The organism is Streptomyces sp. NPDC025833, assembly GCF_055558055.1.
This window is the reverse complement of the sequence record NZ_JBVHNF010000003.1, coordinates 445740-467803: the sequence shown is the minus strand read 5'-3', so window position 1 is coordinate 467803 and position 22064 is coordinate 445740. Positions and strand designations below refer to the sequence as shown.

At 71.5% G+C, this 22064-nt stretch carries 18 protein-coding genes; 5 read left to right on the top strand and 13 right to left on the bottom strand.

What is annotated here, in order from left to right:
• Positions 1–11 precede the first annotated feature (11 nt).
• The 4 genes from dapB to rpsO form a co-directional block, all read right to left on the bottom strand.
• The gene (gene dapB, locus ACZ4K2_RS07425) at positions 12–764 is read right to left on the bottom strand and encodes a 4-hydroxy-tetrahydrodipicolinate reductase (RefSeq protein WP_467480980.1); all 753 of its coding nucleotides are present in this window, start codon (positions 762–764) and stop codon (positions 12–14) included.
• A gap of 26 nt (positions 765–790) precedes the next feature.
• Positions 791–2170: a M16 family metallopeptidase gene (locus ACZ4K2_RS07420; protein WP_467480978.1), complete on the bottom strand. Its 1380-nt coding sequence runs from the start codon at positions 2168–2170 to the stop codon at positions 791–793.
• A complete protein-coding gene (locus tag ACZ4K2_RS07415) occupies positions 2167–4386 on the bottom strand; it encodes a polyribonucleotide nucleotidyltransferase (protein WP_467480975.1) in 2220 nt (739 codons plus the stop codon). Before ACZ4K2_RS07415 ends, ACZ4K2_RS07420 begins: the two co-directional genes overlap by 4 nt.
• A gap of 351 nt (positions 4387–4737) precedes the next feature.
• Entirely contained in the window at positions 4738–5025 is a 288-nt protein-coding gene (gene rpsO / locus ACZ4K2_RS07410; RefSeq protein ID WP_030177470.1) for a 30S ribosomal protein S15, read from the bottom strand.
• A 268-nt stretch (positions 5026–5293) separates the two neighbouring features.
• Here rpsO and ACZ4K2_RS07405 point away from each other — a divergent pair, with 268 nt between their 5' ends.
• Entirely contained in the window at positions 5294–5587 is a 294-nt protein-coding gene (locus ACZ4K2_RS07405) for a DUF397 domain-containing protein (protein WP_467480974.1), read from the top strand.
• A 106-nt stretch (positions 5588–5693) separates the two neighbouring features.
• On the opposite strand, the gene eccD is transcribed toward ACZ4K2_RS07405, so the two are convergent.
• Positions 5694–7193, bottom strand: coding sequence for a type VII secretion integral membrane protein EccD (gene eccD / locus ACZ4K2_RS07400; protein WP_467474665.1), 1500 nt, complete (start codon positions 7191–7193; stop codon positions 5694–5696).
• 301 nt (positions 7194–7494) lie between these two features.
• Between eccD and eccCa the strand changes: the two genes are divergently transcribed.
• Complete coding sequence (gene eccCa / locus ACZ4K2_RS07395; protein WP_467474640.1) at positions 7495–11463, top strand: type VII secretion protein EccCa; 3969 nt, start codon at positions 7495–7497, stop codon at positions 11461–11463.
• Positions 11464–11669: 206 nt separating this feature from the next.
• On the opposite strand, the gene ACZ4K2_RS07390 is transcribed toward eccCa, so the two are convergent.
• From ACZ4K2_RS07390 to ACZ4K2_RS07370, 5 genes are all read right to left on the bottom strand, one after another.
• Entirely contained in the window at positions 11670–11972 is a 303-nt protein-coding gene (locus ACZ4K2_RS07390) for a WXG100 family type VII secretion target (RefSeq protein WP_467474638.1), read from the bottom strand.
• Positions 11973–12012: 40 nt separating this feature from the next.
• The gene (locus ACZ4K2_RS07385) at positions 12013–12354 is read right to left on the bottom strand and encodes a WXG100 family type VII secretion target (protein ID WP_467474636.1); all 342 of its coding nucleotides are present in this window, start codon (positions 12352–12354) and stop codon (positions 12013–12015) included.
• Positions 12355–12472: 118 nt separating this feature from the next.
• Positions 12473–13717, bottom strand: a complete 1245-nt coding sequence (locus ACZ4K2_RS07380) for a S8 family serine peptidase (RefSeq protein ID WP_467474663.1) — start codon at positions 13715–13717, stop codon at positions 12473–12475.
• A 51-nt stretch (positions 13718–13768) separates the two neighbouring features.
• Entirely contained in the window at positions 13769–15580 is a 1812-nt protein-coding gene (locus ACZ4K2_RS07375) for a collagen-like domain-containing protein (protein ID WP_467474634.1), read from the bottom strand.
• A complete protein-coding gene (locus tag ACZ4K2_RS07370) occupies positions 15577–16032 on the bottom strand; it encodes a hypothetical protein (protein ID WP_467474632.1) in 456 nt (151 codons plus the stop codon). The genes ACZ4K2_RS07375 and ACZ4K2_RS07370 overlap by 4 nt, the downstream gene beginning before the upstream one ends.
• 503 nt (positions 16033–16535) lie before the next feature.
• On the opposite strand from ACZ4K2_RS07370, the gene ACZ4K2_RS07365 reads away from it, so the two are divergent.
• The 3 genes from ACZ4K2_RS07365 to ACZ4K2_RS07355 all read left to right on the top strand — a co-directional run bounded on the left by ACZ4K2_RS07365 (position 16536) and on the right by ACZ4K2_RS07355 (position 20076).
• A complete protein-coding gene (locus ACZ4K2_RS07365; RefSeq protein WP_467474630.1) occupies positions 16536–17048 on the top strand; it encodes a hypothetical protein in 513 nt (170 codons plus the stop codon).
• A gap of 69 nt (positions 17049–17117) precedes the next feature.
• Positions 17118–19445, top strand: a complete 2328-nt coding sequence (locus ACZ4K2_RS07360) for a hypothetical protein (protein WP_467474628.1) — start codon at positions 17118–17120, stop codon at positions 19443–19445.
• A gap of 4 nt (positions 19446–19449) precedes the next feature.
• Positions 19450–20076 (top strand): hypothetical protein, encoded by a 627-nt coding sequence (locus ACZ4K2_RS07355; RefSeq protein WP_467474626.1) that lies wholly within the window; start codon positions 19450–19452, stop codon positions 20074–20076.
• 136 nt (positions 20077–20212) lie between these two features.
• Here the strand turns inward: ACZ4K2_RS07355 and ACZ4K2_RS07350 are convergent, their stop codons facing one another.
• The 3 genes from ACZ4K2_RS07350 to mycP form a co-directional block, all read right to left on the bottom strand.
• Positions 20213–20455: a hypothetical protein gene (locus ACZ4K2_RS07350; protein WP_467474624.1), complete on the bottom strand. Its 243-nt coding sequence runs from the start codon at positions 20453–20455 to the stop codon at positions 20213–20215.
• 215 nt (positions 20456–20670) lie between these two features.
• Positions 20671–20808: a hypothetical protein gene (locus ACZ4K2_RS07345; RefSeq protein ID WP_467474622.1), complete on the bottom strand. Its 138-nt coding sequence runs from the start codon at positions 20806–20808 to the stop codon at positions 20671–20673.
• Positions 20805–22055 carry a type VII secretion-associated serine protease mycosin gene (mycP, locus tag ACZ4K2_RS07340; RefSeq protein WP_467474620.1) on the bottom strand — a complete coding sequence of 417 codons (1251 nt, stop codon included), beginning with the start codon at positions 22053–22055 and terminating at the stop codon, positions 20805–20807. Before mycP ends, ACZ4K2_RS07345 begins: the two co-directional genes overlap by 4 nt.
• Positions 22056–22064 lie beyond the last annotated feature (9 nt).

Below are 22064 nucleotides of genomic sequence, written 5' to 3'. Positions count from 1 at the left end.
GGCAGTGGGTGTCAGCTCAGGTCCAGGAAGTGTTCCAGGCCGAAGGTCAGGCCCGGAGTGGTCACCACGCGGCGGGCGCCGAGCAGGATGCCCGGCATGAAGCTGCTGTGGTGCAGGGAGTCGTGGCGGACGGTGAGGGTCTCGCCCTCGGCGCCGAGCAGGACCTCCTGGTGGGCCAGGAGGCCGCGGAGCCGGACGGCGTGGACCGGGACGCCGTCCACGTCCGCGCCGCGGGCGCCGTCCAGGGCGGTGACCGTGGCGTCCGGCGCGGGGGCCGTGCCGGCCGCCCGGCGGGCCTCGGCGATGAGCTGGGCCGTGCGCGTGGCGGTGCCGGAGGGGGCGTCCACCTTGTTCGGGTGGTGCAGCTCGACCACCTCGACCGACTCGAAGTACGGCGCGGCGATCTGCGCGAACTTCATCGTCAGCACGGCCCCGATGGAGAAGTTCGGCGCGATGAGCACGCCGGTCTCCGGGGACTGGGCGAGCCAGCCCTTGAGCTGCGTGAGGCGCTCCTCGGTCCATCCCGTCGTACCGACGACGGCGTGGATGCCGTGGCGCACGCAGAAGTCGAGGTTGCCCATGACCGAGGCGGGGGTGGTCAGCTCGACGGCGACCTGGGCGCCGGTCTCCGCCAGGGTCTCCAGCTTGTCGCCCCGGCCGAGGGCGGCGACCAGTTCCAGGTCCTCGGCGGCCTCGACCGCCTTGACCGCCTCGGATCCGATCCGGCCCCCGGCACCGAGGACCGCCACGCGCAGTTTGCTCATGTTCCTGCTTCCTTACCGGTGGTGTTTCAGGCGACCGCGTCGTGCAGCCGGGCGGCCTGCTTGTCCTTGAGCGGTCCGATGACCGACAGCGACGGACGCCGGCCGAGGACGTCGCGGGCGACCGCACGGACCTCGTCCGGGGTGACCGCGGCTATCTTCCCCAGCATGTCGTCCACGGACATCTGCTCGCCCCAGCACAGCTCGCTCTTGCCGATGCGGTTCATCAGCGCGCCGGTGTCCTCCAGGCCGAGGACCGTGGAGCCGCGGAGCTGGCCGACGGCGCGGGCGATCTCGTCGTCGGAGAGGCCGTCGCGCGCGACCTGGTCGAGTTCGTCGCGGCAGATCCGCAGCACGTCGTGCACCTGGCTGGGCCGGCAGCCGGCGTAGACGCCGAACAGGCCGCAGTCGGCGAATCCCGAGGTGTAGGAGTACACGCTGTAGGCGAGGCCGCGCTTCTCCCGGACCTCCTGGAAGAGGCGGGAGGACATGCCGCCGCCGAGGGCGGTGTTGAGCACGCCCATGGCCCAGCGGCGGTCGTCGGTGCGGGCGAGGCCGGGCATGCCGAGGACGACGTGCGCCTGCTCGGTCTTGCGGCCGAGCAGTTCGACCCTGCCCGCGGCCTGGATCCGCCGGCTGCCGTCGCGCGGGGCGACGGGCCGTGCGGCCGGGTCGCCGAGCGCGCCCGCCTTCTCGAAGGCCGCGCGGACCTGGCGTACGACCTTGGCGTGGTCGACGTTGCCGGCGCAGGCCACCACGAGGTGGGTGGGGTCGTAGTGCTTGCGGTAGAAGCGGCGGATCCGGTCGGCGGTGAGGGCGTTGACCGTGTCCACCGTGCCGAGGACCGGGCGGCCGAGGGCGTTGTCCCCGAACATGGTGTGCGCGAACAGGTCGTGCACGCAGTCGCCCGGGTCGTCCTCGGTCATGGCGATCTCTTCGAGGATCGCGCCGCGCTCGACGTCGACGTCCTCCTCGCGGATCAGCGAGCCGGTCAGCATGTCGCAGACGACGTCGATGGCGAGCGGCAGGTCGGTGTCGAGCACGCGCGCGTAGTAGCACGTGTACTCCTTCGCCGTGAACGCGTTCATCTCGCCGCCGACCGCGTCGAGGGCGGCGGAGATGTCCAGCGCGCTGCGCCGCTCCGTGCCCTTGAAGAGCAGGTGCTCCAGGTAGTGCGTGGCGCCGTTCAGGGCCGGGGTCTCGTCGCGGGAGCCGACGTGCGCCCAGATGCCGAAGGTGGCGGAGCGTACGGAGGGCAGGGTCTCGGTGACGATGCGCAGGCCGCCCGGGAGGGTGGTCTTGCGGACCGTGCCGATGCCGCTTCGGCCCTCGATGAGGGTTTGGGTACGGGCGACGGCCCGCGCCTCCGAGGAGGAGCGGGCCGTCGCCTTGGAGCTACGGGACGTCACTGCTCGGCGTCGTCCTTCGCCTCGTCGGAGTCCTCTTCGCCCTCGATCACCGGGATGAGGGAGAGCTTGCCGCGGGAGTCGATCTCGGCGATCTCGACCTGGACCTTCTGGCCCACGCCGAGGACGTCCTCGACGTTCTCCACGCGCTTGCCGCCGGCGAGCTTGCGGATCTGCGAGATGTGCAGCAGGCCGTCCTTGCCGGGCAGCAGCGAGACGAACGCGCCGAAGGTGGTCGTCTTGACGACCGTGCCCAGGTAGCGCTCGCCGACCTCGGGCATCGTCGGGTTGGCGATGCCGTTGATGGTGGCGCGGGCGGCCTCGGCGGCCGGGCCGTCGGAGGCGCCGATGTAGATCGTGCCGTCGTCCTCGATGGTGATCTCGGCGCCGGTGTCCTCCTGGATCTGGTTGATCATCTTGCCCTTGGGGCCGATGACCTCACCGATCTTGTCCACCGGGATCTTGACGGTGATGATCCGCGGGGCGTTCGGGGACATCTCGTCCGGACGGTCGATGGCCTCCATCATCACGTCGAGGATGTGCAGGCGGGCGTCGCGGGCCTGCTTGAGGGCCGCGGCCAGGACGGAGGCCGGGATGCCGTCCAGCTTGGTGTCGAGCTGGAGGGCGGTCACGAACTCCTTGGTGCCGGCGACCTTGAAGTCCATGTCGCCGAAGGCGTCCTCCGCACCGAGGATGTCGGTGAGGGCGACGTAGTGCGTCTCGCCGTTGATCTCCTGGGAGATCAGACCCATGGCGATACCGGCGACCGGGGCCTTCAGGGGCACACCGGCGTTGAGCAGCGACATGGTGGAGGCGCAGACCGAGCCCATGGACGTCGAGCCGTTGGAGCCGAGGGCCTCGGACACCTGGCGGATCGCGTAGGGGAACTCCTCGCGGGTCGGCAGCACCGGCACGATGGCGCGCTCGGCGAGGGCGCCGTGGCCGATCTCGCGGCGCTTCGGGGAGCCGACGCGGCCGGTCTCGCCGACGGAGTACGGCGGGAAGTTGTAGTTGTGCATGTAGCGCTTGCGGGTCACCGGGGAGAGGGTGTCCAGCTGCTGCTCCATGCGGAGCATGTTGAGGGTGGTGACGCCCAGGATCTGGGTCTCGCCGCGCTCGAACAGGGCGGAGCCGTGCACCCGCGGGATGGCCTCGACCTCGGCGGCCAGGGTGCGGATGTCGGTGACACCGCGGCCGTCGATGCGCTTCTTCTCCTTGATCACGCGCTCGCGGACCAGCTGCTTGGTGAGCGAGCGGTACGCGGCGGAGATCTCCTTCTCGCGGCCCTCGAACTCCGGCAGGAGCTTCTCGGCGGCGAGGGCCTTGACGCGGTCCAGCTCGCTCTCGCGCTCCTGCTTGCCGGCGATGGTGAGCGCCTGGGCCAGCTCGGGGCGGACGGCGGCCGACAGGGCCTCCAGGACGTCGTCCTGGTAGTCCAGGAAGATCGGGAACTCGCCGGTCGGCTTCGCGGCCTTGGCGGCGAGGTCGGCCTGGGCCCGGCAGAGGACCTTGATGAACGGCTTCGCGGCGTCCAGACCGGCGGCGACGACGTCCTCGGTCGGCGCCTCGGAGCCGGCCTCGACCAGCTTGATGGTCTTCTCGGTGGCCTCGGCCTCGACCATCATGATCGCGACGTCGCCGTCCTCCAGGACGCGGCCCGCGACCACCATGTCGAAGACGGCGTCCTCGAGCTCGGTGTGCGTCGGGAACGCGACCCACTGGCCGCGGATCAGCGCGACGCGGACGCCGCCGATCGGGCCGGAGAAGGGCAGGCCGGCCAGCTGGGTGGACGCGGACGCGGCGTTGATCGCGACGACGTCGTACAGGTGGTCGGGGTTGAGCGCCATGATCGTGGCGACGACCTGGATCTCGTTGCGCAGGCCCTTCCTGAAGGACGGGCGCAGCGGGCGGTCGATCAGGCGGCAGGTGAGGATCGCGTCCTCGGAGGGGCGGCCCTCACGGCGGAAGAAGCTTCCGGGGATCTTGCCGGCGGCGTACATCCGCTCCTCGACGTCCACCGTCAGGGGGAAGAAGTCGAGCTGGTCCTTGGGGTTCTTGGAGGCGGTGGTGGCCGACAGCACCATGGTGTCGTCGTCCAGGTACGCCACGGCGGAGCCGGCGGCCTGCTTGGCCAGGCGGCCCGTCTCGAAGCGGATGGTGCGGGTGCCGAAGGCGCCGTTGTCGATGACGGCCTCGGCGTAGTGGGTCTCGTTCTCCACTAGCGTTTTCTCCGTTACTTGTCGTCTTTCGTCCCGTCGCTGCCCGTGTGGCAGGGGGACGGCTGCGGAGAAGCGCGCCGGGCTGTGCGGGCCGGTCTTCGATCGAAGCACCCGGGGCTCGCTTCCCCCCGGGGGCCACTACCGAGGACCGGCGGCGGCGAGGTGCGCCTCTCCTCTTCTTGTCGAGCTGTGTCGTCCGTAATGCGTTGTGCTACCACACTACAAAGCGTGAGGGACAGTCCGCACGTTTCGCGGACCGTCACGGACGGTGCCGGGTGCGGGGCGGAGCCCCGCATACGGCAAAGGGAGCGGTCCCCCGAGTCTTCCCGGGAACCGCTCCCTCATGGCGTCTTACTTGGCGCCCGCCGCACCGCGGCGGATGCCGAGGCGGTCGACCAGCGCACGGAAGCGCTGGATGTCCTTCTTCGCCAGGTACTGCAGCAGGCGGCGGCGCTGACCGACCAGGATCAGCAGGCCACGACGGGAGTGGTGGTCGTGCTTGTGGGTCTTGAGGTGCTCCGTCAGGTCGGAGATCCGACGGGAGAGCAGAGCGACCTGGACCTCGGGGGAGCCGGTGTCACCCTCCTTGGTACCGAACTCGCCGATGATCTGCTTCTTCGTAGCGGCGTCGAGCGACACGCGTACTCCTCATAGTCTGTTGGTTGCCACCGAGTGCCCCCGGTCTACGTCTCGGGGAAGCTTCCGTTACTCGGGAGGCGGGATCCGCTGGGCGCGGCCTCCGGAACACCGAACGGTTCCGGGGGTGCGTACACACACGGCCGTCACTGAGGGTACCAGGCGACGGCGGGGACCTTGCGCGCGGCCGGCGAAGCGTCCTGCGGGGCGGGCGGCCGCCACTAGGGTGAGCGCCGGGACCGTACCTACCTCGGGAAGGGGTCGCTGCACGATGGCGGAGACGGAAGCGGAGATCAAGGCGCGCAAGGAGCGGGAGCGCGACGAGCTGTACGCGCTCGACATCTCGGGTGTCGAGTGGCAGTGCGCGCCGGGCACGGAGCAGCACGAGGAGCGGGTGGAGATCGCGCAGCTGCCCGGCGGGGCGGTGGCGATGCGGTCCTCGCTCGATCCGGACACCGTGCTGCGCTACACCGAGGCGGAGTGGCGCGCGTTCGTGCTGGGGGCGCGGGACGGGGAGTTCGATCTGAAGCCCATGGCGCACAACGGCGGTCTCGACGTGCAGTGACACGTCCGGGGGGGGGGGGGGGGGGGGGGGGGGGGGGGGGGGGGGGGGGGGGGGCGCCCCCGCCCCCGCCCCCCCCCCCCCCCCCCCCCCCCCCCCCCCCCGGCCGCTAGCCGGTCATGGCGCGGGCCTTCGTGTACACGTCGAAGACGGCCAGGGCGAGCGGGACGAGGGTCAGCAGGACGAAGCCCTCGCAGATCTCCAGGAAGCGCCCCCAGAAGGGGGTGAGGCCGCCGCGGGGCAGGATCAGGCCGAGGGTCGTGACCAGGGCGGTGGCCAGGGCGATGGCCGCGATCAGCCAGACGGTCCGGATGTCGAGGTCGGTGCGGTCGCCGGCCAGCGCCGCGCGGATGACGTGCTGCGGCGGGTCGAGGGCGAGGCCGAGGCCGAGCAGGACGAGGGCGGCGAGGCCGGCGGCCAGCACGGAGGCGACCTGGGCGCTGTAGCGGAAGAGCTGGGCGCGCATGAGCAGGGCGATGCCGGTGGCGAGCGCGAGGAGCTGGGCCCAGAGGTCGCCGGAGAAGCCCAGGACGGCCGTGGCGCCGACGGCGAGCAGCGCGCAGCCGCCGACCAGGCCGACGAGGAGTTCGTGGCCGCGCCGGGCCTGCGCCCCGATGCGCTCGGCGTCCACCGGTTCCTGTCCGGCGGGCTCGGCGCCGTAGGCGGGGCGGGGGGTGCCGCTGCTGGGGGTCTCGAAGCCGATCGGCAGCCGGGCGAAGCGCATGGACATGCCGGGCAGGAAGGCGAGCGCGCCGACGGCGACCGGCGCGCACAGGGCGGCCGTCTCCCGGGGGGCCCAGCCGGTGAGGGAGGCGACGAAGACGGCGACCAGGGCGACGGCCGAGGCGAACACGAAGGCGACGAAGGGGCCGTCGCCGTGCGGTGAGCACAGGGTGAGGACCAGGGCGGCGACGAGGACGGCCGCGCAGGCCAGCAGGAACTGGAGTCTGCCGATGCCCTCGCCGGCGCTCAGTGGGAGCAGTCCGCTGCCCGCGACGCCGATGTTCGGCAGCGCGCCGAGGCCGAGGGCGACGGCCGAGCCGCGGTCGTCGTAGACGCGGGCGCGGACCGCGGCGAGGACGACCAAGAGGACGCCGGTGACGGCGGCGAGGATGCCGGCCAGGCCGTGCATGTCGTGGCGGGGGTCCGCGGTCCAGGCGACGAACGCGAGCAGCGCGGGCAGGACACCGCCGCCGACGAGGCCCGCGGCCCGGGTCAGGTCGCCGCTCCACAGCTTGTACTGCCGGGTGACGGCGGAGGCCACGGCCTCGGCGACGTCGTCGAACACGGCCGGCGGCAGGGACTCCGCGAACGGGCGCAGGGTGAGGAGTTCGCCGTCGAGGATGCGCTGGGCGGCGAAGGAGCGGGCGCTCTCCAGCACCGTGCCGTCGGTGCGGACGAGGTGGTAGCCCACCGGGGCGCCCGCCTCGGGGCTCTGCCGGGACAGCCGGAGGATCTCCGGGTACAGGTCGGCGACCGGGACGTCGTCGGGCAGTGCCACGTCGATGCGGCTGTCCGGCGCGACGATGGTGACCCGGCAGAAGCCGAGTCCGGTGCCGGATCCGGAAGGGGCTCCCGTCCCGGGTCCGCCGGTGGCGGCGGCCGTCATGCTCACCTGCTGCTCCCCCTCAGTGGTGGTGGTGCGTCTATGTCGTGAAGGTCCCGTGCCGGTTCGTCCGGGGCGCGGCGGCGCGGGTGCCGCGCGGCGGGGTCCCGGGGGCCTCCCGCCCCGCTGCTGCGGGGGTCCGCCCCGGTATGTCCCGCCTGTTCGGCGTGTGCTCAAGCGAACACCCGGCACCCTACCGCTGACCCGTGCCGGATGAACTCAGTAGGATCACGCGGCGGCCTGCGCCCGCCGGACACGGGGTGGCGGGCGGAACGCCTGGGTCGGGCAAGGGAATTGGTGAGCGGTGAGCCAGATTGTCGTAAAGCGCCCCCCTAGGGCGCTGCCGTCCGGAGTGCCCACGGAAGAGGTCGCTGTCCAGCCACCGCCCGAGTTGCCGCGGGGGCCCCAGGAGAGCGTGCTGATGCAGCTCCTGCCCACGCTGGGCATGGGCGGCTCGGTGGTCTTCTTCTTCACGAACGGCCAGCCGTTCATGAAGATCATGGGCATGATCATGATCGCCTCGACGGTGGCGATGTCCATCGCGATGGTGGTCCGCTTCCGCCGCGGCTCCCAGGGCCAGCTGGCCGACATGCGCCGCGACTACCTCAGCTACCTGTCGCAGACCCGCAGGTCCGCCGTGGCCACGGCGAGGTCGCAGCGGGACGCGCAGTACTACCTGCACCCCGCCCCCGAGCAGCTCTGGGCGCTGGTCGCCGAGGGCAGCCGGGTGTGGGAGCGGCGGCCCGGCGACGAGGACTTCGCGCACGTCCGCATCGGCCTGGGCCCGCAGCCCCTGGCGACCCCGCTCCTCGCTCCCGAGACGGCCCCCGTGGAGCAGCTGGAGCCGCTGACCGCGGGCGCGATGCAGCGGTTCCTCGCCGCCCACGGCACCGTCGGCGACCTGCCGATGGCGGTGTCGCTGCGCGCCTTCTACCACGTCACGGTCAGCGGCGAACCGCAGTCCGTACGGGCCTCCGCGCGTGCCCTGGTCGGCTCGCTGGCCTCGCTGCACTCCCCGCAGGACCTGCTCATCGCGGTGGCCGCGGGACGGGAGGCGCTACCGCACTGGGAGTGGGCGAAGTGGCTGCCGCACACGCAGGCGGCCGGCGAGGTGGACGGCGCGGGCTCCCGCCGGCTGATCGGCACCGACCCGCGCGAGCTGGAGGAGCTGCTGACCGCCCGGCTGTCGGGCCGGCCGCGCTTCCATCCCGGCGCCGGGCCGCTGCTGGACGAGCCGCACATCGTGCTCGTGCTGGACGACCTGTCCCTGCTGCCGGACTCGGTGCTCGCCAACCCCGAGGGCCTCCAGGGCGTCACCGTGCTGGAGGTGGTGCCGGGCGAGCTGACCACGGCCGGCGGTGACCTGTCCATCGTCGTGCAGCCGGGGCTGCTGCGCCTGGAGTCCGGGCACGGCGAGGTGTACGAGGGCGGCCCGGACGTCCTGTCGTACGAGTCCGCCGAGGCGCTGGCCCGGCAGCTGGCGCCGCTGCGCATGGCGTCGGGCGGCGACGACGACGAACCGCTCCTCGCCAACCTGGAGTTCACCGACCTGCTGGGCCTCGGCGACGCGGCGTCCGTCGACACCAAGCGGACCTGGCGGCCGCGCGCGCTCGCGGAACGGCTGCGGGTGCCGATCGGTCTCGGCGAGGACGGCCGGCCCGTGATGCTGGACCTGAAGGAGGCCGCGCAGGAGGGCATGGGCCCGCACGGCCTGTGCGTCGGCGCGACCGGTTCCGGCAAGTCGGAGCTGCTGCGCACGCTGGTGCTGGGGCTCGCGGTCACCCACTCCTCGGAGACCCTGAACTTCGTCCTCGCGGACTTCAAGGGTGGCGCGACCTTCGCCGGCATGGCGCAGATGCCGCACGTGGCGGCCGTCATCACCAACCTCGCCGACGACCTCACCCTGGTCGACCGCATGGGCGACTCCATCCGCGGCGAGCTCAACCGCCGCCAGGAGATGCTCCGCGACGCGGGCAACTACGCCAACATCCACGACTACGAGAAGGCCCGCGCGGCCGGTGCCCCGCTCCAGCCGATCCCTTCCCTCGTCCTGGTGATCGACGAGTTCAGCGAACTGCTCACCGCCAAGCCGGACTTCATCGAGATGTTCGTGCAGATCGGCCGCATCGGCCGGTCGCTGGGCGTGCACCTGCTGCTGGCCTCGCAGCGCCTGGAGGAGGGCCGGCTGCGCGGCCTGGAGACGTACCTGTCGTACCGGATCGGTCTGCGCACCTTCTCCGCGGCCGAGTCCCGCGCCGCGCTCGGCGTCCCCGACGCCTACGAACTGCCCAACGTCCCCGGCTCCGGCTTCCTGAAGTTCGGCACCGACGAGATGCTCCGGTTCAAGGCGGCGTACGTCTCCGGCGTGTACCGCGCGGGCGCGCAGCGGGCGGCCCTGTCCGGCGGGCAGCTTCCGGTGGACCGGCGGCCGGTGCTGTTCACGGCGGCCGAGGTGCCGGTGCAGTACACCGCCGTCCCGCAGCAGCGCGCCCGGTCCGCCGAACCGGAGGTGGACGAGGCCCTGGCCGACACCGTCCTCGACGTGATCGTGCGCCGGCTGGAGGCGCAGGGCCCGGCGGCCCACCAGGTGTGGCTGCCGCCGCTGGAGAGCCCGCCGTCACTGGACGCGCTGCTGCCCGGCCTGGCGGCGGTGGAGGGCCGCGGCCTGACCCAGCCCGGCTACGAGGGCGCGGGCCGGCTGGTCGTGCCGGCCGGTCTGGTCGACAAGCCCTACGAGCAGCGCCGCGACCGCCTGATGCTCGACTTCTCCGGCGCGGCCGGCCACATGCAGGTCATCGGCGGCCCCCAGTCCGGCAAGTCCACCTTCCTGCGCACGCTGATCTGCTCCTTCGCACTCACCCACACCCCGCACGAGGTGCAGTTCTACGGACTGGACTTCGGTGGCGGCGGCATGGCCGCGGTGGACGGGCTGCCGCACGTCGGCGGCATCGCCTCGCGCCTGGACCCGGAGCGCGTGCGCCGCACGGTCTCCGAGGTGTACGGCGTCCTGACCCGCCGCGAGGAGTACTTCCGCACGGCCGGCATCGCCTCCATCGCCGACTACCGCGCCCGGCGGGCCCGCGGCGACATCACGGCCGCGGACCAGCCCTGGGGCGACGTCTTCCTGGTCATCGACGGCTGGGGCAACTTCCGCACGGACTACGAGGCCCTGGAGCCGGCGGTCCTGGACATCGCCGCGCGCGGCCTCGGCTACGGCATCCACCTCGTCCTGACGGCGTCCCGCTCGATGGAGGTCCGGTCCAACCTCAAGGACCACCTGATGAACCGCCTGGAGCTGCGGCTGGGCGACGTGATGGACTCGGAGATCGACCGCAAGGTGGCGGTGAACGTCCCCGCGGGCGTCCCGGGCCGCGGTCTGTCCCCGCAGAAGCTGCACTTCATGGCGGCGGTGCCGCGCATCGACGGCCTCACCTCCGACACGGACCTGGCCGAGGCCACGACGGCCCTCACCACCGAGGCCGGACGCCACTGGCAGGCCCCGGGCGCCCCCAAGGTGCGGCTGCTGCCGCGCCGGCTGGAGGCGCTGCGGCTCCCTCCGGGCGACCGCTTCCGGGAGCGGGGCATCGCCTTCGCGCTGGACGAGGAGAACCTGGAGCCGGTCTTCCTCGACTTCGAGCAGGACCCGTTCTTCCTCGTCTTCGGCGAGAGCGAGTCCGGCAAGTCGAACCTGCTGCGGCTGCTGATCCGGCAGCTCTCCCTGCGGTACGGCGGCGACGAGGCGAAGTTCTTCGTGGTGGACAACCGCCGCTCGCTGCTGGACACCACGCCCGCCTCCCATCTGGCGGAGTACATCCCGATGTCCAGCCAGATGGACCACCACATGGCGGCCCTGGCCGACCTCATGCAGCGCCGCACGCCGACGGCCGACGTCACCGCGCAGCAGTTGCGGGAGCGGAGCTGGTGGCGGGGCCCGCAGGTGTTCGTCGTCATCGACGACTACGACCTGGTCTCCACGTCCAGCGGCAACCCGCTCGCCGGGCTGACGGAGATGCTGCCCTTCGCCCGAGACGTCGGCGTCCGCTTCATCATCGCCCGCTCCTCCGCGGGCGCGGGCCGGGCCTCCTACGAGCCGTTCATGCAGCGCATGAAGGAACTCGGCGCGCAGGGCCTCGTCATGGCCGGCGACCCGGCCGAGGGCGACGTCCTCGGCGCGGTCCGCCCCCGCCCGATGCCCGCGGGCCGCGGCGTCTTCGTGTCCCGCAAGCGGGGGAAGCCGCTGGTGCAGACCGGCTTGGTGGACGTGGAGTACTGACTCGGGCCCGGTGGGCCCGCTGGTTCTCGGTCCGGCAGGGCAGCGGTGCCGTGCCGGACCGGGCCGTCCGGCGCGGCGACCGCCGGCCGTGACCACCGGCGGGCATGACGAAGGGTGGGCACCTCCCGTGCGTGCCCACCCTGTCGTGCTGACGTGCGGTTCGAGCCGGCCGCGGCTCCGGGAGCGGCTCGGCCGGCCGTGCCGTACTACATGAAGTAGCCGGCGGCCTTCCGGTCGCCGCCCTGGTAGTCGCCGCCGGCCGCGTGCACGACCTTGCCGATGGCCACGAGGGCCTCGTGGATGCCGTTGGCCTCGCGGTCCCAGGCGGCCTGCTGCTCGGTGTACGTGGTGTGGGCCTCGCCCTCCCACATGTCGGCCACACCGGCGACCTTCTGCTTGATGATCTCCAGGCTCTCCTCGAGCTTGCGCGCGTGGTCGGCCAGCTGGGTGGCCGTGTGGTCGAGGTTGCCGTACGAGACTTCGAGGTCGCCGAGGTTCTGGGCGCTCATGAATACCTCCGGTGCTGGAAAGTTGTGGGCCGGGCCGGGATCAGTAGCTGGACAGCGCGGAGTGCGAGCCGCCGTAGTTCACGTCGATGCTCTGGACCTGCGCCCGCACCTCGTCCTCGGTGCTGTCCTTGATCTTCCGGGTGCTGCTCATGGCCTCGATGAACTTGGCGAGGATGTTGCCGATCCGGACCATGCGCTCGTTGATCTCGGTCTGCTTGGCGTTGAACGCGCCGGCACCGATGCCCTTCCAGTGGCCTTCGAGGCTGTCGATGATGCTCTGCAGATCCCGGAGCTGGCCCTTGATCCCCTCGAAGCGGTGCGCGAGCTCCTTTTCGAGGGCAACAATGTCGCCCTCGGTGACCTTCTGACGCCCTGTCGCCATTTCCATGCCTTTCGTTACGAACTGACCTTGCCGGTGCCGAGCCGCGGGTCGGGCGTCAGCACTGACGGCAAGCGGGCTGCTGCTCGCTCGGCGAGCGAGCAGGCGTACGGGAGACCGCTCAGGCGTTCCGGCGCGCGCGCAGCACGGCGAAACCCGCGCCCGCGACGACCAGTACGGCGGCCACGGCTCCGATGATCACCCAGGTCTGGGAATCGCCGCCGGAGCCGGTGTCCTCCGCGGCGGCGGAGGTGGAGCCGGTGGCCGCACCGGCGTCCTTGGTGGGCTTGGTGGACGGGGTCTTGGACGGTGCGGTGGGGGCCGGTGACGTGCCGTCGAAGTTCTCGTAGCCGAGAGGGTCGACGTCGGCCGGTCCCGGGTCGATGTCCTTGTTGATGAGCACGCGCCGGGGACGTACCGCGCCGTAACCGAGGTACTTGCTGGGCTTGTCCCTCGGCCAGGAGCGGGCGGCGGTGTCGATGAGGCTGCGCAGGACCTGGTTGGCCGTCCAGTCCGGGTGCACGGACCACACGAGGGCGGCGGAGGCGGAGGCGATGGCGGCGGCGGGACTGGTGCCGTCGCTGTCGCAGTACTCGGTGAACGTGCCGTCGCACCAGGAGGGAATGTTCAGGCCCGGGGCCGCGAGATCCGTGTCGGCACCGTACGTGGAGAACTTGCCCACCTTGCCGGATTTGTCGATCGCGGCCACACCGGTCGCGTGGGGGTACATGACGGGGTATTCGGCCGCATTGCCCTTGTTCCCCGCGTTGCCGGCGGACACGAACATCAACTTGTCCTTGGCCGCCGCGTATTTCATGGCGGCTTTCAACTCGTCATTCGGATACATGCTGCCGAAAGACATGTTGATGATTTTCGCATCACTGTCCGCGACTGCTCTTACCACGTCAGCCACGGCTGCTATCTTGCCTCTTTCCTCCGAACCTTTCGCGTCTCCCACTTCGACGCGGAAGGGGAGGATCTTCGCCCCCGGTGCGAGTCCCTTGATGCCGCCGCCGGCTCCGGTACCCGCGATGATCTCGGCCATGGAGGTGCCGTGCCCGTCGTTGTCCTGGGTCACGTGATAGGCCAACGGCTCGGGCACTTCATCGACCAGCACCTGGCCCTTGAGGGAAGGGGTGGCCGGGTTGACCCCGCTGTCGATCACGGCGACCTTCACCCCCTTGCCCGTACTGATCCTCCAGATGTCCTCGGCACCCATCGCGTCCAGGTACCACTGCTTGGACTGAACGTCCACGGCGACGGCTTCCGGAGCGAGTGTCGCCGACGTGACGGCGAGCGCACCGAACACCGAGCACACGGCGGACAGACGCCGTGCGTTGCGCCCCGTCAGGAGCGCCATCGTCATGCCGCGCCGGCCGATCCCTGGCTTCATGCCTGTGTACGTCCTCGCTCGTGGTCAGTCGCTCTTCGGTGGCACGTCACGCCGCTGTTTCGACGCGCGGTGCTGTTCGGTCTCGGCGGGCTCACCGGTCTGGCCGGTCCTGCCGCCCACCGCACCACGGCCGAGCCCCTTGGTACCGGTCTCGGACCCCTTGAGCGGGCCACCGGCCCCCTTGCGAGGGCCACCGATGACGCCCTCCGGGTTGCTCGCCGAGCGCAGTACCGCCCGGCCCGCGTCGGGTCCGCCCTTCGCCGCGGGCGCACCGACGACTCCGCGCTGACCGATGACGCCCTTCGCCGGTGCGGAGGCGGACGGCTCCTCGGCGCCGACGACCATACCGCGCGGGACACGGGGGCCGGCCGTCCCGCCGGACGTCCGCCCGGTGACGGGCTTGCCCCCCACCACTCCGTTGCGCACCGGGCCGTTGGGCCCGGACGTTCCGGTACGTCCGCCAGGCGTGCCGCTGGTCTTCGGGACACCGCCGGTGACCGGGCGCCCCATCGGTCCCGACTGAACAGGTCCGCGGGCCCCCGGCTGACCGCCCGGGGTCGTCCGTCCCATGGCGCGCGCGGCCTGGCCCATCGGGCCCTGCGGTACACGGCCACCGGGAACGGAACGTCCCGTCTGGCCGATCGGACCCTGCGGCACGCGGCCGCTGACGGTGCGTCCCTGCTGCCCGCCGGGACCCTGCGACACGCGACCGCTTCCGCCTCCTGTGGTACGGCCCTGCGCGGTCGTGGGCGGCCGACCGCTCGGCCCGTAATCGGGGGTGCGGCCCGAGGTCGGAATGACGGGAGGTGCCGTCGGGCCGGTGGGCAGCGGAGGCGTCTGGCCGCCCCCACCGCTCGTCGGCACGGTGGGCACCGGGGTACCGGGGGTCGTGGTGGGTGTCTGGGGAGGCAGCGTACTGGTGGTGTTGATCTCCGTGCCGACGTCGACGCCACCGTGGCTGGGAACAGGCTCGTGCAGCTCGCCGCCATGCCGCGCCCGCCCCTGAGCCTCTGTACCGCTCGATGCGGGCAGCGCCTCACCGTGGACTTGCGGCGTGTCCGCCGGAGTTGCGGTCCCGGCCGCTGACGAGGCGCCCGAACCGAATCGGCGTCGTTGGTCGTCCTCCGCCCCCAAGCGGGACGACTTGGGAACCCCGACGTCCGTGATCGGCTTGAGCGGTGTCGGCTCCTGCTGCCTGGCCAGGTCCGTCGCGGCGACCTTGTAGTACGAGGCCAGCCGGTTCATCTGGTTGATGGCCTCCTGGCGGTTCTTCTCCGCCTTCACCGCGGCCGCGTAATCCGCGTTGCCCTCGACCTGCTTGGCCTTGGGCAACTCGGTGGGCCGCTTCCGCTCGTCCGCCGGCCGGGTGTCCCTGGGCGGCATGGAGACGCGGGCGGAGGCGAGGCCGGTGGCCGCCACGGAGATGTGCGTGCCCGCCTCGTCGGCGTACCCCGCGAGCGCACTGGTGTACTGGATGAGCAGTCCCGTCCACTCGTGGAAGTGGTCGGCGCCCTCGCCCTCCCAGTCGACCTTGAGGTGCTGCTCCAGGTCCGTCGCGGCCTTGCGGATGGCCTTGCCCGCGTCGAACAGGGACTTGCTGGTCAGTTCCAGGTGTTCCGGATTGGCCTGCTCGACCAGGTCGATCATGTCGTTGAGGTCGTGGTCCTCGAAGTTCGTCGACCCGACCAGGTTGACCCGGACGCCGGAGCCGAAGAACGGCATGTGGGCCAGCATGTGCTGCGCGGTCGTGATCGGCGCGACCTGCTCGCCGACCTCCTTCTCGACCTGCTGCGCAGCGGACTTGTACTCGGGTTGCTGCTTCCAGTCGTCGCTCACGAGAGGTCCGTCTTCCCCGTCGACTCGTTGCCGCCCTTGTGCTCCGCCCCCTGCTCACCGGCAGGAGCGGCCTTCTTGGCTTCTTCCTTGTACTGCGCGTCGAGGTGCCGGCGGATCTCCCAGAACCGGCGCCGGACCTCGTCCTCGGACCCGTCGTACGTGACGTCCGCCGCGTGGGAGGCGAGCTTCAGGGCCTCGATGTGCATGCCCAGGGTCTTCGAGAGGTGGACGAGGCGGGTATGGACCGTCTCGTACGCGGAATGCAGGTCACCCGCCTCGTCGAACGGGGCGTTCGTGCCGCCGAACGACGCCCGGCCGAGTGACTGCTGTGCCAGTGTGGACGGGCTTCCGTGCCCGCCCTCGAAGTCGGTCAGCGCGTTGTCGAGTTTGCCCTTGAACTCCTGCAGCGCATCGATGCCGCGCCTCAGGTCCGAGCCGCCACCGTCGCCCACTGCGACCCCTTCCCCGTTTCCCCGTTGGTACAGCCGGACGGACCGAACGGCGCCCCGCCGCATCCCGATCCATCCCGGACCACTGTAGTCACTGCGTAAAACGCGGCCAACTGAACTCTGCGACGGTTCAGTTGCGATGCCGTCCCGAAGTGACCGGGTCACGGCGGCCGGAGACCGACAAGGCGGTCAATAACGGCAGAAGGAGCCCGGCATCTCCGCAGAAGCTTCACACGTGCTCTGATGCCCGGCTGCCGGGGGTGTTGCACGGGGGAACTTTGCGCCCGCGGCACCTCACCCCCGAGGGCGGGGCCGGTGATTGCCGAACAGTTCGGGCGGGGCCGCGAAATCCGGCGGGAGCGATCGCCCGGCGAACCGGCCGCTCGCGCCTCCGCCGAATTTTCACGCTCGACACATCGCACATGGCAGACATGGCGCGCATTCCCCGCGGCACGGGTTGCTAGTTTGGCCCGGCACTGGACTACCACGGGGGAAGGGGCCCTTCCATGGCATGGGACGAGTGGGAGCAGCTCAAGGCTGGTGCCACGCAGAGGAATTCGCCGCACATGCAGCTCAACCATGTCGATCCGGGCGGTGGCACGTACGGCCCCTACGTCCTGCCCGACAAGACCGGTGACCTCAAGGTCGGCCACCAGGACCTGGAGAAGATAGGCACCTCCGCCCACCACCTCTACAACCAGCTCTGGGACAAGGCCCGCGTGGCGACCCCCACCAGCGACTCCGCGGCCGGCGACCTCTCCAAGCAGGGCTTCGCCCTCGGTGCCGGACTCCAGCACGTGTCGAACCGCTGGGAGGAGCAGCTGAAGTCCCTGATGGACGCCTGCGCCCAGATCTCGAACCACATGCAGACCACCAAGACCGTGCACGCGAACGACGAGCACTACATCCAGCGGCAGATGAGCAGCATCGACGCACTGGACGACGGGTTCGACGAACGGGTCGGGGCGCCGGGCAGGAAGAACTCCGTCTACGGGGAGAAGGACAAGGAGAAGGAGTAGCGGCACCGCGAGGGGACTACGAGAGCTCCCGCACGTCAGCCGGCACCGCCACTCCAGAGGACGACACCCATGGACTTCAACGCCCTGTACCACGCCAACTTCAAGCTGCTCGACGACGCCGTCACCGACTGGTCGACGCTCGTGGACCACCTCGCGGACCTCAAGAAGGACGCCGAGGACGACCTGCACAAGGCTGCCCTGAAGGCGGACTGGGCCGGGGTGAACGCACAGGTGTCCAGGGAGTTCATCGGCAAGACGGCCGGTGAGTTCGGTGACGCCCACACGCAGGCGACAACCATCCGCAACATCCTGCGGGACACCCGGGGGGAGCTGAAGTCGTACCACCAGCAGCTCACGGACGCCGTCTCGCGGGGGCAGAAGAAGCACCTGGCCGTCGTCGACACCGGGCACGGCACGTTCACGGTGTCGGGCGAGACACGGCCCGACCGCGGTTCCGATCCCGCCGGCGGGGCGGGCGCGGTCGACCAGAAGGACGTCGACGGGCTCCGCGACGAGATCCAGGGCATCCTGAGCAAGGCCACCGAGAGCGACAACACGGCCAAGGACGTCCTCACGGCGATCGTCGACCAGGCGCGGACGGGCTTCTCGGACGCCGGCTACCAGGACCGGGACTCCGCCGCGGACGCCCTCAAGGAGGCCGACGAGCTGGCCAGGCTGGCCGGGAAGAACCCCGACGACCTGTCCGTGGCGGACTTCGACAAGATCAACGCGGGGCTGAAGAAGTACGCGAACGACCCGTTGTTCGGCGAGCGCTTCGCCACCGGCCTCGGCCCGCGGAAGACGCTGGAGTTCTGGACCGGGATCAGCGATCCCAACCGGGGCAACTACGAGCTGGGGCACAAGCGCCTCGACCAGTTCGACGACCTGCAACGCAATCTGGGGCTGGCGCTGGCCCACGCCACGCAGAGCGACGCCGCGGGCATGACCGAGTGGAAGCGCACGATGATCGACATCGGCGACAAGCCGCTCTACGGCGACCGGGGCGGCCCGATGGGCTTCCAGGTCATGAGCAACCTTATGCGCACCGGTGACTACGACGACCGGTTCCTGAAGGACTACGGGAACCGGCTCATGGCCACCGAGCGCAAGCTCACCGGCAACGGCGAGCACCGCAATCCGATGTGGCAGCACATGGGGTTCAGCTCCTGGTTGAACCGGATCGGCGACGACAGCGGCAACGACCCGCTCACCGGCTACCTCAAGGGCCTGTCCAACAGCCCGGACGCGGCCACCGACTTCCTCAACCAGCAGTACATCGCCAAGGACGACCCGGACAACCCCTTCGAGCGGGACACGGACGGCAACGGCAAGAAGGGCAAGGTGCCGCTGTCGAACTTCCAGTACCTGTTCGAGGAACGGGACTGGCCGCAGGAGACCGACCTCCACGGGGACGGCATCGACACGGGCCGGAACAACCTGGCCCTCGCCCTGGAGGCAGCCACGACGGGGCACCCGGCGGGCGAGATGCCCACGGCGGACACCCCTCCGCACAACGCCGGACAGGCGAAGCTCGTACAGGACGTCTTCCACTCCGTGTCCGAGGACCCGAAGCGGCTGACCGGTCACGGCTACATGTCGGACAGCATGGGCCAGATCGCCGCGGAGTACATGCCGGACATCCACCGGGGGCTGCACGCGGGCACCACCGGCGAGAACACGCTGTTCCCCGTGGCGGGTACGGCGGCCCAACTCGACGAGCGCGACATCAGCCGCTTCCTGTACTCGGTCGGCCAGAACCCCGAGGGGTACGCGGCGGTCAACCTCGGTCAGCACAGCTACACGGCGCAGCTCATGCAGCACCACTTCGCCCATCCGACGGCGTACGTCGCGGACCCCTCGTTCTCCCAGGCCGACAACCTGAAGCAGGGCGCCGAGCACGTCGCCCGCACGGCGGGCGAGATCGAGGGCCTCATCGGCGCCGGCCGCGCCTACCAGGGCGAACTGGACGGCGGAGCGAAGGACGCCGAGTACAACGCCGCCATCGAGGGCGTCGGCACCTGGGGCGGTACGGCCATCGGCATCGGCATCGGCCTGGCCACGGAGCCCCTGACCGGTCCCGGCGGCGCCATCATCGGTGACGTGGCCGGCGCCGCGGCCGACGAGATCATCGGCAAGATCACCGAAGGGGCCATGCGGGACAGCTCCGGCGAGATCATCTACCGAAACGGCGAGAGCTTCCAGGACACGTCCGACTCGACCTACAAGATGGTGGAGTTCGCCGCCCAGAAGGCGGGCCAGGACACCGGTCACCGCTACCCGATGATCGAGGCATCGGTGGCCACCTCCGCGCAGGACGGGTTCGACACCTCCGGCCGCCTGGTCCACCAGTACCTCGACGGCGAGGGCATTCCCCGGCAACTCGACACGGAAGACTGATACGTTGGCATCCACTCGTACCAAGTCGCTGGTCGCCGGGGGAACGGCGCTGCTGCTCTGCCTGGTCGCCGGTGTCCTCCACGCCCTGGGTCTCGGGCCCTTCGCGGACGACGGGAAGGGCGGGATCGAGGCGTCCGAGGTGTGCGGGACGCTCGGCTCCCCGGCGAGCAGCGCCACCGCGCTCAGGCAGGTCCTGCCGGACAGGTCGTCCTACGCGTTCGACGACACCGTGTCCGACCCGCGCCGTGACGACAAGGACTCCGGCTACTCGGCGTCCTGCTTCGTCGACGGCGGCGGAAGCCGGCTCCTCGCGGCCACGGCCGAGCTGGCGGAGTACGACCGGACCGACGACTGGGTGAAGGACGTCGTCGGGAACAACCCGCCGGCCTCCTCGGTCCGGCCGTTCACCGCCGGCGACAAGGCGGTCGCCTCGGAGCGGCTCGCCGCCGTCTACCTCCCCTGCGTCGCCCGCGCCTCCGGCCCGCACCTGAGCGTCGTCGTCCACCTCCGGCAGCCCGGCGGCGCCGAGGGCGACCGGGCGCGGGAGGAACTGATCTCCCTCGCCCGCAACGCCGCGCTGCACGCGCACCGGGACGCGAAGTGCGACGCGCCGGCCAAGGTGACCCGGTGAGCACGCGCGGGCCGCGGGGGGTGGCGCCCGGCGTCCGGCGGCGGGGCGAGCGTCACCCGCTGCGTGCCGGGGCCGCTGTGGCCCACCGGACCGGTTCAGCAGGCGCCCGCGAGCGCCGCTCCCGCGGGGCGGGCCCTCAGCATTCGCCCTCTCGGCTTGTCACGGCGTAGTCCCAGGCCTTCTGCGGGTACGAGCCGCCGTCGATGCCCGGGGCCTCGTAGTCGCCGCCGACGTCCCGCTTCACCGTCACGCGGAGGCAGAACGCCGACGGGGTGCCGTCGGCCGTGACGGTGCAGTACGCCTGCCCGGAGGAGTCCGGGTCGGTGAGGGCGGCGTCCACGCCCCACGCGGGCGCGTCGCCGCCGCCGTGGGCGGCCACCTCGTCCTCGATCCGCGGGGCGTACCCGGCGTAGTCCGTGGGGCCGCCTTCGTGCGGGCCCGCGTAGGCGACCCGGCCGTCCAGGGCGTCCGCGGCGGCGCCGACCGCGCGGGCCGGCTCGTCGCCGCGCCACGCGGTGCCGCCGACGAGGGAGACGCCCTGGAAGCCCTGGCAGACACCGAGCGCGGCCGGCGTGCGGAAGATGATCCGGGCCGTCAGAAGGCGGCGTCGGGGACCTCGGGGGCCGCGGGGTTGAGCGCCTCCCGCCGGCCGCGCACCCGGTCCGAGCCGGCGCGGGCCGTGGCGACGAGGACCGCCGACGAGACGAACAGGATGACCGCCAGGCTCCTCATGCCCGCCCGTCCGGGGCCCGGCGCCTGCGGCGGGCGTCGCGCAGGGCCACCGCTCCCCCGCTCAGGCCCGCCACCAGGACGGCCGCGCCCACGGCGACGTACGTCGCGATGCGGGCCGTGCGCTCCTGGGGGGTCTCGCCGAGGGTCAGCCTGGCGGGGGTGGGCGCCTCCGCGTGGGTGAGCCCGGAGTCGGGGCGGGGCGACTCGACCGGGTGGTCGTCCTCGGTGAGGGCGCGGACCGGGTCGACCACGCCCCAGCCGACCAGGCGGTCGTGCCCGGGGATGGAGCGTTCGGCGGTCTGCTCGATCTGGGCCACGATCTGCCGGGGCGTCCAGTCCGGGTGCTTGGCCTTGATGAGCGCGGCCACGCCCGCCACGTAGGGGGCGGAGAAGCTGGTGCCGTTGTCCGAGCAGTGGCCGCCCTTGGGAACCGTGGAGACCATGTCGACGCCGGGTGCCGCCACGCCGACGAAGGCGCCCGGCTGGGAGAAGGCCGCGCGTTCGTTGTTGCGGTCGGACGCGGCCACGCCGAGGACGCCGGAGTAGGAGGCGGGGTAGGTCTTCTTGTCCTTGCCGTTCAGGCCGCCGTTGCCCGCCGAGGCGACGACGACGATGCCGGCCGCCAGCGCCTCGTCGACCGCCCGGTGCAGGTCCTCGTCCGGTGCGGCGCCCTCCGTGTCCTGGGAGATGTTGATGACACCGGCCTTCTCCTTGATCGCGTGCCGGATGGCCGTGGCGAGCAGGGGGGCCGTGCCGTGGCCCTCCGCGTCGTTCTGCTTGATCGGGATGATGGTGGCCGCGGGGGCGAGGCCGACGAAGCCCGTGCCCTTCATGGGGCGGGCCGCGATGATGCCCGCCACGCGCGTGCCGTGACCCACGGTGTCGGTGGTGCCCTTGTCGTTGCCGCGGTCCTCGACGGGCTCGCCCTTGTCGTCCTTGCGCGGCAGGAAGTTGGCGCCGAGGGAGGCGTTCACGGCCCGGGTGAGCTGCGGGTTGGCCGTGTCGACGCCCGTGTCGATGACGGCGACCCTGACGCCCTCGCCCTTCGACTCGGTCCACAGCTCGTCCAGGTTGACCCGCTGGAGCGCCCAGGGGGTGCCGGCGTACTTGTGGTTGGTCCTGTCGAAGGTGCACTGGTCGGTGGCGGAGTCCGCGGTGGCGGCGGGCGCCGTCAGCAGCGTGGCGGCCAGGGCCGCGGCCGTCACCGGCGTCGCGCGGCGGACCGTGCGGGTGGCTCTCAGGAGCATCGTCGTCCC

What these genes read in the sequence shown, in the direction of transcription:
- dapB (WP_467480980.1), bottom strand. Translation starts at nt 764, where the DNA reads ATGAGCAAACTGCGCGTGGCGGTCCTCGGTGCCGGGGGCCGGATCGGA.
- ACZ4K2_RS07405 (WP_467480974.1), top strand. Translation starts at nt 5,294, where the DNA reads ATGGCGGAGACGGAAGCGGAGATCAAGGCGCGCAAGGAGCGGGAGCGC.
- eccD (WP_467474665.1), bottom strand. Translation starts at nt 7,193, where the DNA reads ATGACGGCCGCCGCCACCGGCGGACCCGGGACGGGAGCCCCTTCCGGA.
- ACZ4K2_RS07390 (WP_467474638.1), bottom strand. Translation starts at nt 11,972, where the DNA reads ATGAGCGCCCAGAACCTCGGCGACCTCGAAGTCTCGTACGGCAACCTC.
- ACZ4K2_RS07385 (WP_467474636.1), bottom strand. Translation starts at nt 12,354, where the DNA reads ATGGCGACAGGGCGTCAGAAGGTCACCGAGGGCGACATTGTTGCCCTC.
- ACZ4K2_RS07380 (WP_467474663.1), bottom strand. Translation starts at nt 13,717, where the DNA reads ATGACGATGGCGCTCCTGACGGGGCGCAACGCACGGCGTCTGTCCGCC.
- ACZ4K2_RS07365 (WP_467474630.1), top strand. Translation starts at nt 16,536, where the DNA reads ATGGCATGGGACGAGTGGGAGCAGCTCAAGGCTGGTGCCACGCAGAGG.
- ACZ4K2_RS07360 (WP_467474628.1), top strand. Translation starts at nt 17,118, where the DNA reads ATGGACTTCAACGCCCTGTACCACGCCAACTTCAAGCTGCTCGACGAC.
- ACZ4K2_RS07345 (WP_467474622.1), bottom strand. Translation starts at nt 20,808, where the DNA reads ATGAGGAGCCTGGCGGTCATCCTGTTCGTCTCGTCGGCGGTCCTCGTC.
- mycP (WP_467474620.1), bottom strand. Translation starts at nt 22,055, where the DNA reads ATGCTCCTGAGAGCCACCCGCACGGTCCGCCGCGCGACGCCGGTGACG.